The sequence below is a fragment of the Streptomyces sp. NPDC048254 genome, assembly GCF_043201895.1.
Taxonomy (GTDB): domain Bacteria; phylum Actinomycetota; class Actinomycetes; order Streptomycetales; family Streptomycetaceae; genus Streptomyces.
This window is the reverse complement of the sequence record NZ_JBICZJ010000003.1, coordinates 420,594-437,655: the sequence shown is the minus strand read 5'-3', so window position 1 is coordinate 437,655 and position 17,062 is coordinate 420,594. Positions and strand designations below refer to the sequence as shown.

Below are 17,062 nucleotides of genomic sequence, written 5' to 3'. Positions count from 1 at the left end.
TGGGGGTGTGCCGCATGGCGAGCGCGTACCGGGGACCACTCGTAGAGTCGTGACATGGATCTGCCGGTGATGCCACCCGTGAAGCCGATGCTCGCCAAGTCGGTGGCGACGATCCCGCCGGACATGCAGTACGAGGCGAAGTGGGACGGCTTTCGCGCGATCGTGTTCCGGGACGGCGCCGAGGTGGAGCTCGGCAGCCGTACCGGGAAGCCGTTGACCAGGTACTTTCCCGAGCTGGTGGCGGCGCTGAAGGAGCGGGTGCCCGAGCGGTGCGTGCTGGACGGGGAGATCGTGATCGCGCGGGAGGGCCGGCTGGACTTCGACGCGCTGAGCGAGCGGATCCATCCGGCGGACTCCCGGGTGCGCACCCTGGCGGAGCGTACGCCCGCCTCCTTCGTCGCCTTCGACCTGCTGGCGCTGGCCGACGAGTCCCTGCTGGGCGTTCCGCTGACCGACCGCCGCGCCCTGCTCACCACGGCGCTGGCCGGGGTCACCCCGCCCGTGCACCTGGCACCGGCGACGACCGATGTGGACGTGGCCCGGCGGTGGTTCGAGCAGTACGAGGGGGCCGGCCTCGACGGGGTCATCGCCAAGCCGCTCACCCTGCGCTATCTCCAGGACGAGCGCGCCATGTTCAAGGTGAAGCACGAGCGGACCGCCGACGTCGTGGTGGCGGGCTACCGCCTGCACAAGAGCGGCCCGGTGGTCGGCTCGCTGCTGCTGGGTCTGTACGACGACCGGGGCGCCCTCCAGCATGTGGGCGTGTCGGCCGCGTTCCCGATGAAACGGCGAGCCGAGCTGATCGAGGAACTGGCGCCGCTGCGCATGGACGACGTCTCCGGGCATCCCTGGGCGGCCTGGGCCGAGGAGGCCGCCCACGAGTCGGCCCGGCTGCCCGGCGCGCCGAGCCGCTGGTCGGGCAAGAAGGACCTGTCCTGGGTGCCGCTACGGCCGGAGCGGGTGGCCGAGGTGGCGTACGACCACATGGAGAACGGCGCCCGCTTCCGCCATACGGCCCGCTTCCGCCGCTGGCGCCCGGACCGCACAGCGGACAGCTGCACCTACGCCCAGCTGGAGGAACCCGTGCGGTACGACCTCGCGGAGATTCTTGGGTCGTAGCCCCACCGCCCCTCCTGCTGGTCGGTCATTCATCGCCGCGCGATCGGTTTCGACCGGGTATGGCCACCGATGAGCCGACGAGCACACAATCAAGGGGGACGAACGGGGTGGCAACGGTGGGCATGCGACACAGGGCGCCGACGCGCCGGACCGCACTGAACCGGACCGCACTGAAGGCGGTGCTGGCCGCGGCCGTGCTGACGGCCTCCCTCACGGCCGGCTGCACCCGGCACGGCGCCTCGGACGACGGCCGGGCACCGCACGGCAGCCAGGCACCGGACGGGCAGCACACCGCCGGCACCGGCTCCGTACTGGCCGTGAAGATCGACAACGTCGCCGGGGCCCGCCCCCAGACCGGGCTGGACTCCGCCGACGTGGTGTACGCGGAGCAGGTGGAGGGCGGGCTCAGCCGGCTGATGGCGGTGTACGCCACCAAGCTCCCCGAGGTCGTCGGCCCGGTGCGCAGCGCCCGCGAATCCGATCTGGAACTGCTGCGCCAGTTCGACCGGCCGACGCTCGCCTTCTCCGGTGCCCAGCGCAAGCTGCTCCCGCTGATCGACCAGGCACCGCTGCGGCCGGAGAGCCCCGACGCGGCGTCCGACGCCTACCACCGGGGCACCGACAGGCCCGCCCCGCACAACCTGTATCTCCGCCCCGCCAAGCTGATGGCCGGCGCACCCGGCAAGGCGGCGCTCACCACCGGCTTCCGCTACGGCCCGGCCCCGGCCGACGGCACGGTCACCGCCACCCGTACCGTGCGGTATCCGGCGGCCCGCTTCACCTTCACCTGGTCCGCCGGCGAGAAGCGCTGGCTGGTGTCGATGGACGGCACCCAGGCCAGGACCACGGCCGGCAAGCGGGTGGCGGCCGCGACGGTCGTGGTGCAGCACGTGCGGATACGCACGTCCAGGTATCACGACGTGCTCGGCAACTACACGCCGTTCACCGAGACGGTGGGGTCGGGCAAGGCCGAAGTGCTGCGGGACGGGCGGTCGTTCGGGGCCACCTGGACACGGCGGGAGGCCGGCGACGGTACGACGTTCACCGGGGCGGACGGCAGTCCGGTGGACTTCGCCGACGGGCAGGTCTGGGTGGTGTTCGCCAAGGCCTAGGTCTGCGGGACGAGGGGCTCCGTGGGATTGCGCAGCCCCTCCGCCGCGTCCGAGACCCGGCGGATCAGATCGAAGAACTGGGTCTGCTCCTCGGCCGAGAGCGGGGCCAGGAAGACCTGGTTCATCCGGGCGGTGCGCACGGTGAGCTTGCGGTGGGTGCGCAGCCCGTCGTCGGTGAGGCGCAGCAGGAAGCGGCGGCCGTCCTGCGGGTCGCGCACCTTGTCGACGAGACCGCGCCGGCCGAGCCGGCTGATGACCTCGGCGATGGTCGACCGGTCCAGCCCCACCCGCTCCCCCACCGTGCGCTGGTCCAGCCCCGGCTCGGCGACGAGCGCGTTCAGGACGGCGAACTGCGGCGAGGTGATCTCCTCCGAGACCATCGTGTTCCACAGCAGGTAGTGGGCCTGCTGAAGCCGCCGGGCCAGGTGCCCGGGGTGGGTGGTGAGGTCCACCGCGACCATGTGCGCCCCCAAGGTCTGAATTAGTCGGTGCACTGAATGATACTCGCAGCTACCACCTCCTGTCTGTGCACCCGTCTGCCATCAGCCAAGCTCTTGACGGGTACGGACCCCAGTGGCAGCGTGGAAGGCGTCTCGCTGAAATACTCAGTGCCCTGATTAATTCCTTGATCGAGAGGAGACTTCACGGATGGACGAGGTGGTCACGGTGACTCATCGGCTCGCGCTGGTTCTGGAGCGATAGGTCGTACGGCACCTGCGGGTGCGTCGTGGCCTGTCGCGCCCACACGGCGGAGCCGCACATCGATACAGCCCCGCGTCCCTGAGAGCAGGGCGCTTCACCTAGGACTTCCCATGACACTCACCCAAGCCGACATCGACCTTGAGATCGCCGCCAGGCACGCCGAGTACGAAAAGCGCGTCGCCGAAGGCGCTCCCGTCGAGCATCACCCCCGCCGGGACTACGCCCCCTACCGCTCCTCCGGCCTCCGGCACCCGAAACAACCCCTGGTCGCCATCGACACCAGCAAGGATCCGGAGCTGGTGGAGCTGCACTCGCCCGCCTTCGGTGAGCGGGACATCACCGAGATCGACAACGATCTGACCCGCCAGCACACCGGTGAGCCGGTCGGGGAGCGCATCACCGTCTCCGGGCGGCTGCTCGACCGGGACGGCCGGCCGGTCCGGGGGCAGCTGATCGAGATCTGGCAGGCCAACTCGGCGGGCCGCTACGCGCACCAGCGCGAGCAGCACGACGCCCCGCTGGACCCGAACTTCACGGGTGTCGGCCGTACGATCACCGACGCCGACGGCGGTTACCGCTTCACCACCGTCCAGCCGGGCCCCTACCCCTGGCGCAACCACCTCAACGCGTGGCGTCCGGCGCACATCCACTTCTCGATGTTCGGTTCGGCGTTCAGCCAGCGGCTCGTGACGCAGATGTACTTCCCGAGCGACCCGCTGTTCCCGTACGACCCGATCATCCAGTCCGTGACGGACGACGCGGCCCGGCAGCGCCTGGTCGCGACCTACGACCACAGCCTGTCCGTGCCGGAGTTCTCGATGGGCTACCACTGGGACATCGTGCTGGACGGCCCGCACGCCACCTGGCTCGAAGAAGGGCGCTGAGCTGCCATGACGAAGATCGACACGAACAGCCCGGAGCAGGTGCCGCCCACGCCGTCGCACACGGTCGGCCCGTTCTACGGCTACGCGCTGCCGTTCCGTGGCGGCGAGGAGATCGCGCCCCTCGGCCATCCGGACACGATCACGGTCCACGGGTACGTCCTCGACGGCGAGGGCAACCCGCTGCCGGACGCCTTCGTGGAGCTGTGGGGCGCCGATCCGGACGGGAACGTCTCCACGACCGACGGCTCGATCCGGCGCGACCCCGCGACCGGCGACTACCTCGGCCGCAACGGCGTGGAGTTCACCGGCTGGGGCCGGATCCAGACGGACGCCGACGGGCACTGGTACGCGCGGACGCTGCGGCCGGGCGCCCGCGGCCGCAGCGCGCCCTACGTCAGCGTGTGCGTCTTCGCGCGCGGCCTGCTCATGCACCTGTTCACCCGGATCTATCTGCCCGGCGACGACGCCGCGCTCGGCGCCGACCCGCTGCTCACCCGGGTGGGCGAGCGACGCGACACGCTGATCGCCGACGACGAGGGCCGGGGGACCTACCGTTTCGACATCCGCCTTCAGGGCGAGGGCGAAACGGTCTTCCTGGAGTTCCAGTGACTCCCCCACCCTCCGGGCGGGAGGTGCCCCCAGTGGGTTACGGCGGCGGTGACGCCGGGCTGCTCGGTCCCGGGTGGGCCGGGTCCGCCGCCGCGTCCGCGACCGGGGACGGCGCCTGGCTGCGGGCGCTCCTCGACGCGGAGGCGGCCCTCACCCGCGCCCAGGCCGCCCTGGGGCTGGCCCCGGCCGAGGCCGCGGCGGCGGTGACCGAGGCGGCCGACCCGGACCGCTTCGACGTCGGCGCCCTCGCGGAGCGCGCCCGCGCCGGCGGCAACCCGGTCATCCCGCTGGTCGCCGATCTGACGAAGGCGGTCGGCGCGAAGTACGGGCCGTACGTGCACCGGGGTGCCACCAGCCAGGACATCATGGACACGGCGACGATGCTGGTCGCCGCCCGCACCCTGGACCTGGTCCTCGCCGACCTCGGGCGTACCGGGCAGGCGCTGGCCCGGACGGCCGCCGAACACCGTGACACCCCGATGCCGGGGCGTACGCTCACCCAGCACGCCGTACCGACGACCTTCGGGCTGAAGGCGGCCGGCTGGCGTTCGCTGGTCCTCGACGCCCGGGACCGCACAGAACGGGTCCGGGAGTCGCTGCCCGTGCAACTCGGGGGCGCGGCAGGCACGTTGGCGGCCTTCGGCGCGTGGGGCGCGGCACATGCCGAGGAGCTGCCGGAGGCGTACGCACGGGAACTCGCGCTGACCGCACCTCTGCTGCCGTGGCACACCCTGCGTACGCCCGTCGCCGATCTCGCCGGGTGTCTCGCCTTCACGGCCGGGGCGCTGGGCAAGGTCGCCGTGGACGTGCTGACGCTGTCCCGGACCGAGATCGGTGAGCTCTCCGAGGGCAGCGGAGGCGGTTCGTCGGCGATGCCGCACAAGGCGAACCCCGTACGGTCCACGCTCGTCGCGGCCGCCGCCCGGCGGGCCCCGCAGCTCGCGGCCGTCCTGTACGGCTCCCTGGTCGCGGAGGACGAGCGGCCGGCCGGTGCCTGGCACGCCGAGTGGGAGCCGTTGCGGGACCTGTTGCGCTCCGTCGGGGGCGCGGCCCGGGACGCGGCGGAGCTGGCGGAGGGGCTGCGGGTGCACCCGGAGGCGATGCGCCGGAACCTGGATCTCACCCGTGGGCTGATCGTCTCCGAGCGGCTGTCCGCCGGACTGGCCCCCGTGCTCGGCCGGCCCCGGGCGAAGGAACTGCTCACCGAACTCGCCCGCCGTACCGGCACCGAGCGACGTACGCTGCGTGAACTCCTCGCCGAGGAAACCGAGTTGAAGGACATCGACCTCGACGACCTGACCGACCCGGCCCGCTACACCGGCTCCGCCGGCGCCCTCACCGACCGTGCACTGGAGCGACGTTGATCGAGAACCTTCTCAACCACCGCGCCGAAGGCCCCACCTCCGCTCCCCCGCTGCTGCTCGGGCCGTCGCTCGGTACCTCGTACGCCCTGTGGGACGCGGTGGCGCCCGAACTGTCGACCGGCCACCGGGTGGTGCGCTGGAACCTGCCGGGGCACGGCGGCTCGGCACCCGGTCTGATCAAGGCGGGGGCGACCGTCGGTGACCTCGCCGACCTGGTGCTCGCACTCGCCGACTCGCTCGGCATCGAGCGGTTCGGGTATGCCGGGGTGTCGCTGGGCGGCGCGGTCGGGCTGCACCTGGCCGTCCACCACCCGGACCGGCTGGAGAGCCTTGCCGTGATCTGCTCCTCCGCCCACTTCAACGGCTCCAAGCCCTGGGAGGAGCGGGCCGAGCGGGTGCGCCGGGAGGGCGTGCAGTGGCTCGCGGAGAACGCGGGCTCCCGCTGGTTCACGCCCGGCTTCACCGTGCCGCGCCTCATCGAGGACCAGCGGACCGTGGACCCGGAGGCGTACGCCGCCTGCTGCGACGCGCTGGCCGCCTTCGACCTGCGGGAGCGGCTCGGCGAGATCGCCGTACGCACCCTGCTGATCGCGGGCCGTCGGGACCCCGCGACCCCGCCGCCGCATCTGCGGGAGATCGCGGACGCGGTACCGGCGTCCACGCTGGTCGAACTGCCCAACTCCTCCCACCTGGCGCCGGCGCAGTGTCCCGAGGCCGTTCTCACCGCGCTCCGCTCGCACCTCGGCGGCGGCGCCAGGCGGGGCATGGCGGTGCGCCGGGAGGTACTGGGCGACACGCACGTCGACCGGGCACAGGCCCGCCAGACGCCGTTCACGGCCCGCTTCCAGGACTTCATCGCGCGCTACGCCTGGGGCGAGATCTGGACCGACCCCACCCTCTCCCGCCGCGAACGCAGCATGATCACCCTCACCGCGCTGGTCGCGAACGGCCACCACGACGAGCTGGCCATGCATGTACGGGCCGCCCGGCGCAACGGGCTCACTCCGGAGGAGATCGGCGCGGTACTGCTGCAGACGGCCGTGTACTGCGGGGTACCGGCGGCGAACTCGGCGTTCGCGACGGCCCAGCGGGTGCTGGCCGAGGAGGAAGGGTGACCCTGGCAGTCGTAGCCCCAGCAGGATCAGGCATCCGGTGGTGGTCCGTGCCTAGGCTGGAAGCATGTCCACCATTCTGATCACCGGTGCCACCTCCGGGCTCGGCCGGTACGTCGCCTTCGAACTGGTCCGCTCCGGCCATGTCGTCCTCGCGCACGGCCGGGATCCGGGCCGTACCGAGGCGCTGGTCGAGGAGCTGCGCACCGAGGGTGACGCGGAGGGCTTCGTCGCGGACCTGGCCTCGCTGGCGCAGGTCCGCGAGCTGGGCGCGCGGGTCGCCGACGCACGTCCCGACCTGGACGTACTGATCAACAACGCGGGCATCGGCGCCGGTACGCCCGGCTCGGGGCGCGAACTGAGCGCCGACGGCCACGAACTGCGCCTGGCCGTCAACTATTTGGCCCCGGTGACTCTGACCCACGCCCTGCTGCCGGTGCTGCGCGCCGACGCCCCGGCCCGGATCGTCAACGTGGGCTCGGCCGGCCAGGAGCCCCTGGACTTCGACGACCCCGAGTTCACCCGTGGCTATCAGGGCTTCGCGGCCTACTGCCGAGCCAAGTTCGCCCTGGCGGCCCACACCTTCACCCTGGCGGAGGAGCTGGCGGGCACGGGGGTCTCGGTGAACGTCCTGCACCCCGCGACTTTCATGGACACGGCGATGGTACGGGAGGGCGGGGTGGCGCCCTGGAGCACGGTGGCGGACGGTGCACCGGGCGTTCTCGCCCTGGCAACGCGGGACTTGGGGACGGGCGGCTACTTCGACGGTACGCGCAAGGCGCGGGCGCACGAGGCGACGTACGACAAGGACGTACAGAAACGCCTGTCAGCGGTAACCGATCAGCTCCTCGCGCTGTAGCGCCCCTTCAGGGGCGCGGGGCCGTATCGACTTGCGGCTACCGCCGCGCGGGCGCGACCAGCCCCCACGCACCCGCACCCCGAAACGCACCCGTCAACGCAACCCCCGCCCCGTATCCAGAACCTCCCGCGCCTGAGCGACCAACCCGTCCGCCCCGCACGACCGCGCCAACGCCAGCCCCCGGTTCAACTCGGCCACCGACCGCGCGGCGATCCCGTACTCCACCCGCGCCGCCGCATGCTCGTACTGACACGGCGACGCCTCCAGATAGGCGACCGCCTGCGAGGCGAGCCGCACCTGCCGCTGCCCGGTCTCCAGCGCGGCGGCACATCGCAGCGCCTCCCCGATGGCGGTGTCCGTGCCGAACCGCTCGGCCTGCCGCCGCGCGTCCGCCGCCAGCCGCGCCGCCCGCGCCGGGTCCTCGCCCGCGAGGGCCCGGGCGAGGTCGAGGGCCCAGGGCACCACCACCGGGTTGAAGTGGCCGCGCGCGGCGGCCGCCTTCTCCGCGGCCTCCAGTTCGTTGACGGCCTCCTTCGTGCGGCCGACGGCCAGCAGCAGCCGGCCGCGCACGGACCGTGGGTCCGGCATCACGATCGTGGAGGGGTACGGCGGTGCGAAACCGTACTGCTCGGCCGTCTCCCAGGCCTGCTGGACATGGCCGCGGGCGAGCAGCGTGTCGACCAGGTTGCAGGTGGCCGTCCAGTACAGGGGCAGTCCCCGGCCGACCCGCTCGGCGATCCGCAAGGACTCCCGCAGGGATGTCTCCGCGTCCCGCAGCCGGCCGCGCCTGCGGTGCCCGAGGCCCACATAGGCGTGGGCGAGGGCGAGGTGGCCACCACTCCAGCCGGAGGACTCGTAGGCGCGCAGGGCCTCGTTGTAGAGGCTCTCCGCGCGGTCGAGGCGATCGGTGTAGACGTAGGCGTTGGCGAGCATCAGCAGCAGCTCGATGCCCCACTCGGTGTCGGTCCAGCCGAGTCCGGGAGCGAGCCGGCCGTTGACGAGGGCACGGTCGCACAGTTCCACGACCTCTTCGGCGCTCTCCCCCTGGATGAGGAGGTCGAAGCCGCGCAGCATCAGCAGGGCGCGCTCGGAGTTGTCCCGGCCGGTGCAGGTGCCGGCGAGCTCGCCGAGGCGTTCGGAGCGGTGCGGGGAGACGGCCTCGCCGGCGATGCCCTCCCACATGAACTGGACGGCCTGGAGCCGGAGTCTGGCGGGGCCCTCCTCGTGCCGGGCGGCCTCCGCCTCGACCGTGCGGACGGCTTCCTCCAGCTGGTCGTTGTGGAGAAGGGCCTGGGAGAGGCGGAAGACGGCGTCGACGCGTTCGGCGCCGCCGAGGCCGGGCATGCCGAGTGCGCTCCGCAGGTGGCCGATGGTGACGGCGGGCTTGGTGAGCAGGGTGGCGCAGCCCAGTTCGTAGAGCACGCGCGCGTGGACCTCGGGTACGGGCGGTTCCAGCAGTGCGCGTTCGAGGCAGCGGCGGGCCGCGTCCGGGGCGCCGACGGCGAGGTGTTCCTTGGCCGCGTCCCGCAGCTGCTGGACGAGTTCCTCGTCGTCGTCCGGATGCACCTTCAGCAGGTGGCGGGAGGCCTCGGCGATGCCGCGGCCGTCGTCGATGACGATCTGGGCGGCGATGCCGTGCATGGCGGTGCACATCGCCGGCGGGATGGAGTTGTAGACGGCGCTGGCGATCAGCGGATGGACGAACTCCAGGTCGCCGGCGTGGGTGCGGGAGCCGGCCGGGTCGGGTGCGGTGAGGATACGGGCGCTGCGCAGCAGTTCGGCGCAGCGCCCGGCGTCCTCCACGGTCATGGTGGCGAGCTGGGCGACCAGGTCGACGGAGATGCCGGTGCCGAGGATGGCGGCGGCCCACGCGAACCGGGTGGCGTCGATGCCGAGGCCTTCGAGGCGGGTGACGAGGCCGCCGCCGCGGGCCGACCGGTTGAGTGCGCGCAGTTCACCGGCCCGGGCCTCGACGGGTTCGACCTCGCTGTCCTGGACCTTGGCGAGGAGTTCGACGGTCTCGTAGGGGTTGCCGCCGGTGACGGCCCAGACCTCGCGGCAGAACGGGGCGTCGGCGTGCGCGCCGAGGGTGGCGAGGGTGAGTCCGGCGGTGGCGTCCGGGGTGAGGGCGCTGAGATTGTGCACGGGGTTCGCGGCCGCGGCGGCCACGGTGTCGAGGTAGCGGGCGCTGTCGCCGCCGACCTCGCCGGGGCGGCGGGCGACCAGGACGAGGACGGGCAGATCGTCGAGACGCTCCACGAAGGCGGCGAGCCAGGCCAGGGTCTCCTGGTCGGCCCAGTGCGCGTCGTCGATCAGCAGCACCAGCGGCCAGTCGCGTTTGGCCAGCCGGCGGACGGCGGCGACCAGGCCGTCGCAGACGCCCTGCGGGTCGGCCTGGCGCTCACCGGGGTCGGTTATGCCCAGGGCGGGGCCGGCGATGTCGTACCAGTCGCCGAGGTACTCCCGGGCCTCGTCGGGGAGCAGGGAGACCAGGGCCGGCTGGAGCAGTTGCCGTACCACGTTGAAGGGAACGCTGCGCAGGGTCTCGCCGCCGCGGGTGGCCCAGACGGTGCAGCCACGGCGCTTGGCGATACGGCGGGTTTCGGCCAGCAGCGCGGTCTTGCCGAGTCCGGCCTCGCCGCGCAGGACCAGCAGGTTCCCGGCGGTGGACCGGTCGGCGCACAGGACGTCGAGTGCCTCGGTGATGGCGGCGATCTCCGCGTCGCGCTCCCAGAGCGGAGCAGAGGAGTCCTCCGGGGGTAGTTCCTCCGTCATCCCGTTGCCTCCCCAAGTCGCCCGAACGACGTACAGACCACGAGCGTAGCCGTCCTGTTGGCTGTCCGGAGGCGGGTCCGGGCTGCTGTTGCCGTGACGGGTGAAAGCGGGTGCGGCGGGGCGACGCGGGACTGCCCCGACCTGCCGCTGTCGAGCGAACGGACCGTCAACGGGCGTGGAAATGAAGCTGGTTTTCGAAGATCGGGCGGCACCGGGCCGGAATCGGCCCCTCCGGGCGCTGGCGGCGGGCTCGGTGGGCAACTTCATCGAGTGGTACGAGTTCGGTGTCTACGGCTATTTCGCGACCGTCGTCGCCGAGCGGTTCTTCACCCCGGCGGACGGCAGCGCGGCCGAGGGGCTGGTGCGCACCTATGCCTCGTTCGGGCTGGCGTTCTTCTTCCGTCCGCTGGGCGCTGCCCTGTTCGGCCGGCTGGCCGACCGGCTCGGCCGGCGGCCGGTGCTGATTCTCGTGGTCGCGCTGATGACGGGTGCCACGGCGCTCATCGGCCTGCTGCCGACGTATGCGCAGGCCGGCGCGCTCGCGCCCTGGCTGCTGACGTTCCTGAGGGCCGTTCAGGGACTCTCCGCCGGCGGGGAGTTCGGGGGCGCGGTGGCGATACTGACCGAGTTCGCGCCACCGGGGCGGCGGGGGCTGTACGGGGCCTGGCAGTCGTTCACCGTGGCGCTGGGGCTGCTGGGCGGGGCGGGCCTGGCGGCCGGGCTCGCCTCCGTACTGACGGAAAGTCAGCTCGCTTCATGGGGCTGGCGGTTGCCGTTCCTGCTGGCGCTGCCGCTGGGCTCGCTGGCGCTGTGGCTGCGGGTGGGGTTGGACGAGACGCCGGAGTTCCGGGAGCCGGACGTGCGGGCAGTGCGGGCGGCGCGGGTGTCCATCGGGGCGATCGCGCTGGCCGTCGGACGGGTGATGGGGTGGTCGGCGGCCGGGTACACCTTCCTGGTCGTGCTGCCGTCGTACCTCCAGACCGCGCTGCACACCGGCTTCCGCACGGCACTGCTGGCGACCGTGCTGGCGAACCTGGGTTTCGCGGCGGCGATCCTCCCGGCGGGGCTGCTCAGCGACCGGATCGGGCGGCGGCCGGTGATGCTGACGGGCGCCGGTCTCGTGGTCGCGCTGGCCCTGCCGCTGCTCGGCCTCCTCCAGGACGGCGGGGCGTCCGCCGGCGTGAAGGGCGCGGCCCTGTTCGGTGCGGGCGCGGTGGTGGGGCTGATGGCCGGACCGGGGCCCGCGCTGCTGGCCGAGATGTTCCCGGCGCGCGCCCGCTGCACGGGCCTGGGACTCGCCTACGCCCTGTCCAATGCCGTGTTCTCGGGCTGTGCGGGCCTCATCATCACGGAGGCGGTGAAGCGCACCGGGAACCTGGATGTTCCCGGCTACTACGCGGCGGCGGCCTGCGCGGTCAGCGTGCTGGCGCTGGTGCGGTCACGGGAGACGAAGGCGGGTTGAGCGGTGCTGGTGATCGGTCTGATGTCCGGGACGTCGTACGACGCGGTCGACGCGGCCGCCGCCGAGCTGCGCCTGGCCGGCGACACGCTGCTGCTGAAACCACTGGGGCTGGTGAGCACGCCCTACGACGACGAGCTGCGCGAGACTCTCGCGGGCGCGCTGCCGCCGGCCGCCGTACCGCTGGCGCGGGTGTGCCTGCTGGACACCCGGATCGGGCAGGAGTTCGCCGCGGCGGCGGTCCGGGCGAACCGTGAACTGTGCGGCGGGCGGGCCGAGTTGGTGGCCTCGCACGGGCAGACGGTCTTCCACTGGGTGGCGGACGGCCGGGTGCACGGGACGCTGCAGCTCGGGCAGCCGGCCTGGATCGCGGAGGCGACGGGGCTGCCGGTGGTCGCCGACTTCCGCCCCCGGGACGTGGCCGCCGGGGGCCAGGGCGCGCCCCTGGTGAGCCTGGTCGACCTGCTGTGGCTGCGCGGCCGGCCAGGCACGCCGGTGGCGCTGAACATCGGGGGGATCGCCAACCTCACCGCGCCGGACGGCACGGCCTTCGACACCGGGCCCGGGTGCGCGCTGATGGACGCGGCGGCCCGGGAGTCCACCGGCGGCCGGCAGGCGTACGACGTGGACGGGGCGCTGGCGGCGCGCGGCCGTCCGGACCGGCCCCTGCTGGAGCGGTTGCTGGCGGACCCGTACTACGCGCTGCCCGCGCCGAAGACGACCGGCAAGGAACTGTTCCACGCCGGGTACTGGCGGGCGCCGGAGGGCTTGTCGGCCGAGGACGCGCTGGCGACGCTCACCGAACTGACGGCCCGGACGGTGGCGGACGCGGTACGCGGCGTGGGAGCCACGGAGGTGATCGCCTCGGGCGGCGGCACCCGCAACCCGGTGCTGATGCGGCTGCTGCGCGGCCTGCTGCCGGGGACCCCCGTCCGCGCCTCCGACGAACTCGGTCTGCCCTCGGCCGCGAAGGAGGCCTACGCCTTCGCGGTCCTCGGCTTCCTCACCGCCCACGGCCTCCCGGGCACCGCCCCGACCGCCACCGGCGCCCGCCACCCGAGCGTCCTGGGCTCTCTGACCCCGGGGCGGGACGGTCCCCGCCTGCCACCACGGGCTCCGAACCCGCCGCTGCGGCTGCGGATCGAATGAGATAACGAAGTGCGGTGGATCGGCTCATCCGAAAGTCGCCGGATCCTCTCATCCGACTTTCACCGATGCCTCATACGGTGGGGGCATGACGCAGGTGACTCCCCCCGGGTGGTACCCCGACCCCGGGCAGACAAGTGACGGTCCGGCCACTGAGCGCTGGTGGGACGGCAAGACGTGGACGGAGCAGACCCGCCCCGCCGGGTCGGGTGCCGACTGGGGTCCCCCGGCGCCGTCGCCGGCCGACGCGGCCCACCAGCCGTACCCGGCCTATCCGGGGTATCCGGGATATCCGGCGCCGCCGGCCACCGGGAAGCGCGGGCTGCGCACGGGTGTGGCCGTCGGTGTCGCCGTGGCGGTCCTCGTCGCCATCGGGGTGGGCGCGTGGGCGCTTTCCGCCGACGGCGGCGACAACGGCGGCGGCCAGGCCACGCAGCAGAGTTCGGGCGGTCAGGGCGGCCCCGAGGGGCAGAACGGCGGGCAGGGCTTCCCGTTCGGCGGGTCGGGCGGCTCCGGGTCCGGCGGTGGCTCGGGCTCGGGCGGTTCCGACGGCGGTGCGTCGCCGTCGCCCGGCCAGTCCGAGGCTCCGAAGGTCCAGGGCGGCGGCACGGTGCCGGACTCCATCAACGCCATCAGCATTCCGGTGCCGAAGGGCTGGACCGGGCAGGCGATCAACGTCGGCGCCCAGATCACCTCCGACAACTCCTACAAATGCCCCGGCGACACCTCCCAGTCCTGCACCGCGGGCGGCGCCTACTCGGCGCCCGCGCTGGTGCTGGGCACCAAGGGAGACACCGCCGAGGAGGTCGCCAAGGCGGACATCTCGGCCAACGCCACGGAGTCGTACGGCGGCAAGACCTACGGCTCGATCACCTCGCACGAGGTGCTGGCCTCCAAGGCCGTCACCGTGGCCGGGCAGAAGGGCTATCTGGTCCGCTGGAAGGCGGTGACCAGCAAGGGCGCCGACGGTTATGTCGAATCACTGGCCTTCCCGTCGCCCTCGAACGCCCAGCAGATCGTGGTGGTCCGGTTCGGTGTCGACGTCGGCCAGGACCAGTCGGTGATCGATGACATCACCAAGGGCATCAAGGTGTCCTCCGGCGGCGGCGACGGCCAGACCGTCTGATCCGCCCCGCACCGGAAACGTCAGTCGGCCGGGTGGAGCGCCCCTCCGCTCAAAGGGGAGCCCCACCCGGCCGGGGGGTGCGCGCCGCCCCCGTCCCCACGGTGCGGCGCGAACAGGTCACCGTCCAGTCATCCCGTGGACGGCGACCTGGGTCTAGGTCAGTCCGAGTGCGGGCAGCGCCACGGCCTCCACGAAACGGACGAGATAGTCGGCGTCGGCGTACTCGCCGGTGAGCACCGGCCGTACCCGCAGGACGCCGAACATCATGGCGGGCACATAGTCGAGCGCCGGATGCCCCTCGGGCACCTCGCCGCGCTCGACACCACGGCGCAGGATCACCTGGAGCGCGGCGATCTCGGGTTCGACCAGCGCCTCGCGCAGTGCCTGCGCCAGTTCCACGTCCGAGTGGAGCGAGTGGCCCAGCGCCGAGAGCAGCTTGGTGTCCTTGCTCGACCAGTCCCCCGCGGCCCGCGCCACCTCGCGCAGGTCCCCGGCGAGTGACCCGGTGTCGACGCCGGCGAAGCGCACCTCGCGGTTGGCCCGCAGCGCGGCCGCGACGAACTGCGGCTTGGTCTTCCACTGCCGGTAGAGCGTGGACTTGCTGCACCGGGTGCTGGAGGCGACCCCTTCCATGGTCACGGAGTCGTAGCCGCATTCGCGGATCTGTTCGAGCACGGCGTCGAAGAACTCCCGCTCACGCTCCGGCGTGATCTTGGAGCGGCGCGAGGCGGCAACCGTCTCCGGTTCGTCCGCGGCCTGCGACGTCATGTGCCCTACTCCTCACTCGCGCATCACTTGCGGATCATCCGGTCCCCACCCGCCGTTCTACCCGGGCGGAAACCTACAACCAGTGTGGCCTACGTCTATCGATACGCCACTGTACCGGTACTCCGCCGTATCGGTACAGTGGCGTATCGGTACAGTGACGTATCGGTACGCTTTCGTATCGATGAGTACCGGTGAGTTCGGGCCACCGTCCGGACTCGGCACAGCACACCGTCAGTGAGGGGGCCTGGGATGAGATCCCAGTCCGAGCCGGCAGCAGCGGAGCCCGGGGCGATAGCCCGGCCGCCGCTCGTCCGTGAGCTCCTGCTCGTCGCAGGACTCTTCCTCGTCTACAAGTTCGGGCGGCAGCTGGCCACCGGCCATACCGCCGAGGCCCTGCACAACGCCCACCGGATCTGGGACCTGGAACGGACACTGCACCTGCCCTCGGAGGTCGACGTGCAGTCCGCACTGCTGCACGGCGACGCCCTCGTACACCTGGCCAACACCTACTACGCCACGGTTCATTTCCCGGCCACGCTGGCCTTCCTGATCTGGCTCTACCTGAAGCGGCCCGCGCACTACGTCTGGGCCCGCCGGGTCCTCGCGCTGGTCACCGCCGCCGCCCTGGTTCTCCCCTTCACGTTCCCGCTGGCACCGCCGCGAATGCTGGCCGCCACCGGCCTCGTCGACACGGCCCGGGTGTACGGCCCCTCCGTCTACGGCCCGCCCGCCAGGGACCACCTCTCCAACCAGTTCGCGGCGATGCCCTCGCTGCACTTCGGCTGGGCCCTGATGGTGGCGATCGGCCTGATCGTCGCGACCCGCTCGCGATGGCGCTGGCTGTGGCTGCTGCACCCGGCGATCACCCTGCTGGTGATCGTGGGCACCGCGAACCACTACTGGCTGGACGCGATCGTCGCCACCGCGATGCTCGGCGCCGCCCTCGCCCTCATCCACCCGCCGCACCGCACGGCCACCACGGCCGGACGCGGCACCCGCCGGTTCGTGTCCGAGGAGCCCGCACTGGTAGGGGCGGGCCGATGAGCACCGCGGCCCTGATCGCCGTCCTTCTCTCCCTGGTCTCGGCCGTGGCCTACGCGGCCGCCGCCGTCGCCCAGGAACGGCTCGCGTCGAGGAACTCCGGCGCCGGTCTGATACGACTGCTCGGTTCCGGTGCCTGGTGGGCGGCGGTCGGCCTCAACGCGGGCGCCGCGCTCCTGCACGTCGTGGCCCTCAGGTACGGCCCGCTCACCCTCGTACAGCCGCTGGGCGCGCTGACGCTGGTCGCGGCCGTGCCGATGGGCGCGCGGGTGGCCGGGCGCCGGGTCAGCGCGACGGAGTGGCGGGGCACGGCCCTGACCCTGCTCGGTCTCGGCGCCCTGCTGGTCACGGCCTCCGGCCCCGCACCCCACCGGGTGCTGAGCCTCACCGAAGCCCTCACGGTGGCCGGTACGACCGCCGCCCTGATCGGCGTCCTGTCCCGCCCCGGCACCCGGCCGGGCCTGCGGCATGCGACCGCCTCCGGCTTCGCCTCGGGCGTCGCCTCGGCCCTCACCCAGACGGTGACGGTGGCGGCGACGGACCGCTCGGGCCCGGTCCTGAGCGTCCAGGTGATCGTGGTGGCGCTCCTGGTGGCCGCGTTCGCGGTGGGCGGCCTGCTGCTCTCCCAGATGGCCTACCGAGGAGGCCTGGGCGCCCCGCTGGCCGTGGTCACCCTGTCCAACCCGGTTGCGGCGGCGGTCATCGGCCTGACCCTGCTGGGGCAGGGCCTGCAGGGCGGCGCGGCGGGCATCCTGCTCGCCCTGGCGGGCGCGGGCCTCGCCTCCTGGGGTGTGTTCCTGCTGACCCGGGTGACTCCGGCGGCCCGGCACGTGGAACCGGACGACGACGAGCACCCGGTGGCCGCGGTGCTGGCCCTGGAGTCGGCACGGGTGGCAGCGGAGCAGGCACTACTCCCCCAGCAGAAGCAGGAGCCCGGACAGCTCACGGCACTCTGAGCGCCCCTTCAGGGGCGCGGGGCCGTAGGC

15 protein-coding genes are annotated in these 17,062 nt (G+C 72.8%); 12 read left to right on the top strand and 3 right to left on the bottom strand.

From position 1 onward, the window contains the following. Positions 1–54: 54 nt before the first annotated feature. Positions 55–1,119, top strand: coding sequence for an ATP-dependent DNA ligase (locus ACGFZQ_RS11650; RefSeq protein ID WP_393840178.1), 1,065 nt, complete (start codon positions 55–57; stop codon positions 1,117–1,119). A gap of 122 nt (positions 1,120–1,241) precedes the next feature. Further along, positions 1,242–2,231: a DUF3048 domain-containing protein gene (locus ACGFZQ_RS11645; protein WP_393840177.1), complete on the top strand. Its 990-nt coding sequence runs from the start codon at positions 1,242–1,244 to the stop codon at positions 2,229–2,231. Here the strand turns inward: ACGFZQ_RS11645 and ACGFZQ_RS11640 are convergent. Beyond that, on the bottom strand, positions 2,228–2,692 hold the full coding sequence (locus ACGFZQ_RS11640) for a MarR family winged helix-turn-helix transcriptional regulator (protein WP_393840375.1): 465 nt from the start codon (positions 2,690–2,692) through the stop codon (positions 2,228–2,230). The genes ACGFZQ_RS11645 and ACGFZQ_RS11640 overlap by 4 nt on opposite strands. Positions 2,693–3,043: 351 nt before the next feature. On the opposite strand from ACGFZQ_RS11640, the gene pcaH reads away from it, so the two are divergent. From pcaH to ACGFZQ_RS11615, 5 genes are all read left to right on the top strand, one after another. Beyond that, entirely contained in the window at positions 3,044–3,817 is a 774-nt protein-coding gene (gene pcaH, locus ACGFZQ_RS11635; RefSeq protein WP_393840176.1) for a protocatechuate 3,4-dioxygenase subunit beta, read from the top strand. Between the two features lie 6 nt (positions 3,818–3,823). Then, positions 3,824–4,426 (top strand): protocatechuate 3,4-dioxygenase subunit alpha, encoded by a 603-nt coding sequence (gene pcaG / locus ACGFZQ_RS11630; RefSeq protein WP_393840175.1) that lies wholly within the window; start codon positions 3,824–3,826, stop codon positions 4,424–4,426. Beyond that, on the top strand, positions 4,423–5,790 hold the full coding sequence (gene pcaB, locus ACGFZQ_RS11625; protein ID WP_393840174.1) for a 3-carboxy-cis,cis-muconate cycloisomerase: 1,368 nt from the start codon (positions 4,423–4,425) through the stop codon (positions 5,788–5,790). Before pcaG ends, pcaB begins: the two co-directional genes overlap by 4 nt. After that, positions 5,787–6,905 carry a 3-oxoadipate enol-lactonase gene (pcaD, locus tag ACGFZQ_RS11620; protein WP_393840173.1) on the top strand — a complete coding sequence of 373 codons (1,119 nt, stop codon included), beginning with the start codon at positions 5,787–5,789 and terminating at the stop codon, positions 6,903–6,905. The genes pcaB and pcaD overlap by 4 nt, the downstream gene beginning before the upstream one ends. 64 nt (positions 6,906–6,969) lie before the next feature. Continuing rightward, positions 6,970–7,761, top strand: coding sequence for an SDR family NAD(P)-dependent oxidoreductase (locus ACGFZQ_RS11615; RefSeq protein WP_393840172.1), 792 nt, complete (start codon positions 6,970–6,972; stop codon positions 7,759–7,761). Positions 7,762–7,854: 93 nt separating this feature from the next. On the opposite strand, the gene ACGFZQ_RS11610 is transcribed toward ACGFZQ_RS11615, so the two are convergent. Continuing rightward, positions 7,855–10,536: an ATP-binding protein gene (locus ACGFZQ_RS11610; RefSeq protein WP_393840171.1), complete on the bottom strand. Its 2,682-nt coding sequence runs from the start codon at positions 10,534–10,536 to the stop codon at positions 7,855–7,857. A gap of 181 nt (positions 10,537–10,717) precedes the next feature. Here ACGFZQ_RS11610 and ACGFZQ_RS11605 point away from each other — a divergent pair, with 181 nt between their 5' ends. The 3 genes from ACGFZQ_RS11605 (at position 10,718) to ACGFZQ_RS11595 (ending at position 14,267) form a co-directional block, all read left to right on the top strand. After that, positions 10,718–11,998, top strand: coding sequence for an MFS transporter (locus ACGFZQ_RS11605; protein ID WP_393840170.1), 1,281 nt, complete (start codon positions 10,718–10,720; stop codon positions 11,996–11,998). A 3-nt stretch (positions 11,999–12,001) separates the two neighbouring features. Continuing rightward, positions 12,002–13,144, top strand: coding sequence for an anhydro-N-acetylmuramic acid kinase (locus ACGFZQ_RS11600; protein ID WP_393840169.1), 1,143 nt, complete (start codon positions 12,002–12,004; stop codon positions 13,142–13,144). An 85-nt stretch (positions 13,145–13,229) separates the two neighbouring features. Beyond that, positions 13,230–14,267: a DUF2510 domain-containing protein gene (locus ACGFZQ_RS11595; protein ID WP_393840168.1), complete on the top strand. Its 1,038-nt coding sequence runs from the start codon at positions 13,230–13,232 to the stop codon at positions 14,265–14,267. A 153-nt stretch (positions 14,268–14,420) separates the two neighbouring features. On the opposite strand, the gene ACGFZQ_RS11590 is transcribed toward ACGFZQ_RS11595, so the two are convergent. Continuing rightward, complete coding sequence (locus ACGFZQ_RS11590; RefSeq protein WP_393840167.1) at positions 14,421–15,035, bottom strand: TetR/AcrR family transcriptional regulator C-terminal ligand-binding domain-containing protein; 615 nt, start codon at positions 15,033–15,035, stop codon at positions 14,421–14,423. Between the two features lie 249 nt (positions 15,036–15,284). Here ACGFZQ_RS11590 and ACGFZQ_RS11585 point away from each other — a divergent pair, with 249 nt between their 5' ends. Both ACGFZQ_RS11585 and ACGFZQ_RS11580 read left to right on the top strand, forming a co-directional pair. Next, complete coding sequence (locus ACGFZQ_RS11585; RefSeq protein ID WP_393840166.1) at positions 15,285–16,079, top strand: phosphatase PAP2 family protein; 795 nt, start codon at positions 15,285–15,287, stop codon at positions 16,077–16,079. After that, positions 16,076–17,032: a hypothetical protein gene (locus ACGFZQ_RS11580; protein WP_393840165.1), complete on the top strand. Its 957-nt coding sequence runs from the start codon at positions 16,076–16,078 to the stop codon at positions 17,030–17,032. The genes ACGFZQ_RS11585 and ACGFZQ_RS11580 overlap by 4 nt, the downstream gene beginning before the upstream one ends. Positions 17,033–17,062 lie beyond the last annotated feature (30 nt).

Coding starts and splice junctions, on each gene's coding strand:
- ACGFZQ_RS11650 (WP_393840178.1), top strand. CDS start 55: ATGGATCTGCCGGTGATGCCACCCGTGAAGCCGATGCTCGCCAAGTCG.
- ACGFZQ_RS11645 (WP_393840177.1), top strand. CDS start 1,242: ATGCGACACAGGGCGCCGACGCGCCGGACCGCACTGAACCGGACCGCA.
- ACGFZQ_RS11640 (WP_393840375.1), bottom strand. CDS start 2,692: ATGGTCGCGGTGGACCTCACCACCCACCCCGGGCACCTGGCCCGGCGG.
- pcaH (WP_393840176.1), top strand. CDS start 3,044: ATGACACTCACCCAAGCCGACATCGACCTTGAGATCGCCGCCAGGCAC.
- pcaG (WP_393840175.1), top strand. CDS start 3,824: ATGACGAAGATCGACACGAACAGCCCGGAGCAGGTGCCGCCCACGCCG.
- ACGFZQ_RS11615 (WP_393840172.1), top strand. CDS start 6,970: ATGTCCACCATTCTGATCACCGGTGCCACCTCCGGGCTCGGCCGGTAC.
- ACGFZQ_RS11610 (WP_393840171.1), bottom strand. CDS start 10,536: ATGACGGAGGAACTACCCCCGGAGGACTCCTCTGCTCCGCTCTGGGAG.
- ACGFZQ_RS11605 (WP_393840170.1), top strand. CDS start 10,718: ATGAAGCTGGTTTTCGAAGATCGGGCGGCACCGGGCCGGAATCGGCCC.
- ACGFZQ_RS11595 (WP_393840168.1), top strand. CDS start 13,230: ATGACGCAGGTGACTCCCCCCGGGTGGTACCCCGACCCCGGGCAGACA.
- ACGFZQ_RS11590 (WP_393840167.1), bottom strand. CDS start 15,035: ATGACGTCGCAGGCCGCGGACGAACCGGAGACGGTTGCCGCCTCGCGC.
- ACGFZQ_RS11585 (WP_393840166.1), top strand. CDS start 15,285: ATGAGATCCCAGTCCGAGCCGGCAGCAGCGGAGCCCGGGGCGATAGCC.
- ACGFZQ_RS11580 (WP_393840165.1), top strand. CDS start 16,076: ATGAGCACCGCGGCCCTGATCGCCGTCCTTCTCTCCCTGGTCTCGGCC.